Source organism: Streptomyces sp. NPDC058534, assembly GCF_042717365.1.
Classification (GTDB): Bacteria; Actinomycetota; Actinomycetes; order Streptomycetales; family Streptomycetaceae; genus Streptomyces.
In genome coordinates this window covers 1-4,505 of the sequence record NZ_JBHXNW010000144.1, presented here as the reverse complement: position 1 = coordinate 4,505, position 4,505 = coordinate 1, and the positions used below count along the sequence as shown (strand labels likewise).

The window sequence follows — 4,505 nt, the reverse complement described above, 5'->3', positions numbered from 1 at the left end:
GCCCCCCCCACCCCCGCCACCCCGCCACCCCCCCCCCCACCCCCCCCCCACCCCCCCACGTCCCCCAGCCGCCCCCGCCCCCCCCCCCCCGCCGCGCGCACACGGCGTGTCAGTGGTGGCCGCCCGCGTGCCGGTGACCGGCCGGGCCCACCACCAGCGGACGCACCATGTGCTGCTCGTGCTCCAGCATGTGACAGTGGTGCACCCCCCTGCCGACGACGGGAAAACGCACCGCCACGGTGACCATCTCACCCGGCGTCCCGTCCGGCCCGGGCACGATCCGACCGGCCGTACCCACCCGGACGGTGTCCTTCTCCCCGCGCTCGTGCGCCTCCAGCTCCGCCGCCCCCAAAAACGCGACCGGCCTGCCCGAACCCCGCACCACCCGGTCGAAACCGCTCACGTCGTAGTGCTCCCGGGACAGCACATGGAAGTGCGCCAGGTGAATGTGCATGGGATGCGGCGAGGCGGCGAGATTCAGGTACTTCCAGATCTCCACACCGCCGTGCGCCACGGTGAACGCGTTCCCGTCGTCGTAACGCATGGCCGTACGCCGCAGCGTGGTCACCGCACCCTCGGCATCCCTGACCTGGACGATGCCCGCGCTGGGCAGGGAGATCTGCTCCGCGTCGGCCGGCTCCACCTCCTCCATCTCCCACAGCTCGGGCACGTTCGCCGCGCCCGGACCGACCAGCACCACCCACCGGGGACGGCCGCCGTGCGGCAGATCGTGATGCGTGGGCCGCTCGAAGCTGGGCGACAGGGTCCGGGGCAGGGTGAACCGCCCGCCGGAACCGCGGCCGGCGACACGGAACTGCATCACATCGGGCTCCAGCAGATCGTCACGGACACTGGAGCCGCCCGGGGTCACGCCCTCCATCGTGTTGACCAGCTTCACCGCCCGGCCGCGCAACGCACCGAAGTCCACCAGCACGTCCGCGCGTTCACCGGGGGAGAGGTTGAGCGCCCCCTCCACCGGCAGCGGCCGGTCGACCAGCCCCTGGTCGGTACCGATCACCTGGAAGGCACCGGCCACGGGCGAGCCGTCGGCCAGCAGCATCAGCCGGTAGATCCGGGAGTTGGCCGTATTGACGATCCGGAACCGGTACCAGCGCGGCTGAACGTCGAGATACGGCCACACCACACCGTTGACCAGGGTGTAGGGAGCGGCGTGGGCCCGCATCAGCTTCGTGCCGACCATCTCCACCTTGTGCACCAGACGCCCGGCCGGCGCCCCCGCCCCGTCCAGCGCGAAGTTGCGGTCGCTCAGCACCAGCGGCACCTCGTGCCGGCCCCGCGGCAGGTCCAGGGCACGCTCCTCGGCGTTGCGGCACACGAACAGGCCCGCCAGACCCGCGTACACACTGAACCGGCTCACGTGGTGGGAGTGGTCGTGATACCAGAGGGTCGTCGCGGCCTGGTCGTTGGGATACGCCGACAACTGCACCTCGCCCGGAGCGAGCAGGTTCTCCATCCAGCCGTCGTTGCCGCCACCGGTCAGCATGCCGTGCAGATGCACCGCCGCCCACGGCTCAAGGCCGGCCACACCCGCCACCTCCCGACAGCCCTCCGTGCCGGGATAGTTGGACAGCGGATCCGGCATCGGGCCGCCGGGCCGCCCGAACTCCACGGCGGTGACCGGGATGTTCCCGCTCAGCCCGTTCTCCCACACCACCCGCAGCCGCCGCCCGCGGACCGTCTCGATCGTCGGACCCGGACAGCTGCCCTCGTACGTCCACATCCGCACCGCGGGCAGCTCCGAGTGCACGATGACGTCCGCGGTGCGCATGCGCACCGTCAGCTCGTCGTGCCCGCCGCGCTCACGCGGACGCAGCACCCGGGGTACACGCAGCGGATCCTTGAACTTCGTCAGCAGCAGTCCCTCCGCCGGCGGCTCGGCGGCGCCGGCCGAGGCCGCCGGGCCGGGCGAGGCGAAGACGGACGACGACGACACGAACGCACCCAGCCCGGCGACGGCACCACCGCGCAGCAGGGCGCGCCGGCCGACCGAGTGCGGGTCCGGTATTTCGGCAGACGCGGTCTCCATTTGCCGGATCGTAGGCAATGACCCCTCCAGAACCGCTCGAGGTCCGCTGCACCCCTCCCGGGCCGCGCCCGGCTACACCACGGCCATCTCGCCGTCCCGCCGCACCAGCGTCGCGTAATGACCGCCCAGGGCGAGCAGTTCGTCATGGGTGCCGCGCTCGGCGACCCGCCCCCCGTCCAGGACCAGGATCTCGTCGGCGTTGCGGACGGTCGACAGCCGGTGCGCGACCGTGATGGTCGTACGGCCGGCGCTCGCCGCGTCGACGGCCTGCTGTACGGCCCGCTCGGTCTGCGTGTCCAGCGCACTGGTCGCCTCGTCCAGCACCAGCACCGGCGGATCGCGCAGGATCGCCCGGGCGATGGCCAGCCGCTGCTTCTCCCCGCCGGAAAACCGGTATCCGCGCTCGCCCACCACCGTGTCGTAGCCGTCGGGCAGCGACATCAGGTAGTCGTGGATGTGCGCCACCCGCGCCGCGGCGACCAGCTCCTCCTGGCTCGCGTCGGGCTTGGCGAACCTGAGATTGTCGGCGACCGAGGCGTGGAAGAGGTACGTCTCCTGGGAGACGACACCGACGGCGGCGGCGAGCGTGTCGAACGACAGGTCACGCACGTCGACACCGTCGATCGTCACGGTGCCCGACGTCGCGTCGTACAGCCGCGGTATGAGGTAGCTCAGGGTCGTCTTGCCCGAGCCGGTCTCCCCGACGACGGCGAGACTGCGCCCCGCGGCCACCGTCACATCGACACCCTCCAGCGTCGCCCGCTCGGCACCGGCATAGCGGAAACCGACCCCGCGCAGCCGCACCTCGCCCCGCAGACTCGCCGGCACCACCGGCCGCTCCGGCTCGGCGACGTCCACGGGCAGGTCGAGGTACTCGAAGATACGGCCGAACAACTCCAGGGAACTCTGGATGTCCAGACCGATCGTCAGCAGCCGCTGCGCCGGCCGGAACAGGATCTGCTGGAGCGTGGCGAAGGCGACCAGCGCACCGATCGAGATGGACATGTGGCCGCCGCTGCCGGTCAGCCCCGCCACCCAGTAGATCACCGCCGGCATGGCCGCCATCACGATCCAGATCGTGGACTGATACCACAGGCCCGCCGTGCTGGCCCGCACCTCGATGTCGGTCAGCTTGCGCGACTGCCCCGCGAAGGCGTCGCTCAGCGAACGCGAACGCCCCATGGTGTGACCGAGCATGATCCCACTGACCGACAGCGACTCCTGGACGTTCGACGACAGGTCCGCGAACTGACGCTGCCGCGCACGGGTGAGAACCCGCAACTCGTCCCCGACATGACGGCTCACCCACACGAAACCCGGCAGCACGAACAGCGAGGCGAGCGTGAGCCGCCAGTCGAGCAGCGCCATCGCGGTGACCGTCGTGATCACCGTGGTCACGTCCGACACCAGCGCCGTCGCGGTCGTCGTCACCGTCACCTGCATCCCGCCGATGTCGTTGGCGATCCGCGACTGCACCTCACCGGTACGGGTCCGGGTGAAGAAAGCCAGCGACATGCGCTGGAGATGGGAGTAGACGGCGGTACGCAGATCGTGCATGACGAGCTGGCCCACCTTCGCGGACAGAAAGGTCTGCCACACGTTGAACGAGCTGTTCGCGACCGCGACGACGACCATGCCCAGCGCGAGCACGGACAGCAGCCCGGTCCTGCCCTGCGGCAGCGCCACATCGATGATCTCGCGGATCAGGAACGGGTTGACGAGAGAGACCAGCGACGAAGCCGCCACCAGAAAGCCGACGAACAGCAGGCTCCTGCGGTAGGGACGGAACAGCTTGAGTATGCGCCGCTTTGGCACAGGAACATGAGCAGCGGCCGGCCCGGTGCGCCTCACCTGGGTCTCCTTATTCGTCGGCTTGTCGTCGGGCGGGAACGTTCACAGGCCGCGCACGGGCAGCGGCCACCTCTCACAGGTCCTTGACCGGCGCCGTCCACCGCACGAACTCCTCCTGCGACAGCGGCGGCAGACACGGCTGCTCGACGGGCGGCACCGCGTACCCGGACCACGGATGGGGCGGCAACGCCCCGAACCATCCGAACCCCATCCACATGACGCCCTCGCCGAAACTCCGGCCGAGGGCCCTCACAGCGGATGCGCCCCGTGCCCGCATGACGGTCTCCGTTTCGCCGGCCAACCCGTTCACCGTCACCCTCATCGACGCCCCTTGAGAACGGGCGGGCGATCCGTCGAGTGCGGCTGGAGTGACCGGGCCCGGGGCAGGGGCCGGGGCGCACCGCCGTCAGGACATGACCAGCAGACCGCGGCTGCGCAGCACCCACCGCTCCAGCGGGCTGAAGATCAGCAGGTCGATGGCGATGCCGACGGTCAGGATGAGCAGGATGGCCTCGAAGACCATGGCCATGTCGCTGGCGTTGCGGCCGTTCTCCAGCAACTGCCCCAGGCCGATGCCGAGGTCGGGGAAGGAGGCGATGATCTCGGC

General features: G+C 70.6%; 3 protein-coding genes and 1 pseudogene. All 4 read right to left on the bottom strand.

Annotated features, from left to right (window positions below):
* Nucleotides 1-109: 109 nt before the first annotated feature.
* Nucleotides 110-2,047 carry a multicopper oxidase family protein gene (locus ACFWR9_RS41865; protein WP_383852688.1) on the bottom strand — a complete coding sequence of 646 codons (1,938 nt, stop codon included), beginning with the start codon at nucleotides 2,045-2,047 and terminating at the stop codon, nucleotides 110-112.
* 72 nt (nucleotides 2,048-2,119) lie between these two features.
* Complete coding sequence (locus ACFWR9_RS41860; RefSeq protein WP_383852685.1) at nucleotides 2,120-3,898, bottom strand: ABC transporter ATP-binding protein; 1,779 nt, start codon at nucleotides 3,896-3,898, stop codon at nucleotides 2,120-2,122.
* Nucleotides 3,899-3,971: 73 nt separating this feature from the next.
* Complete coding sequence (locus ACFWR9_RS41855) at nucleotides 3,972-4,175, bottom strand: hypothetical protein (protein ID WP_383852683.1); 204 nt, start codon at nucleotides 4,173-4,175, stop codon at nucleotides 3,972-3,974.
* A gap of 129 nt (nucleotides 4,176-4,304) precedes the next feature.
* A pseudogene (locus tag ACFWR9_RS41850) lies at nucleotides 4,305-4,505 on the bottom strand (ABC transporter permease); the annotation flags it as partial.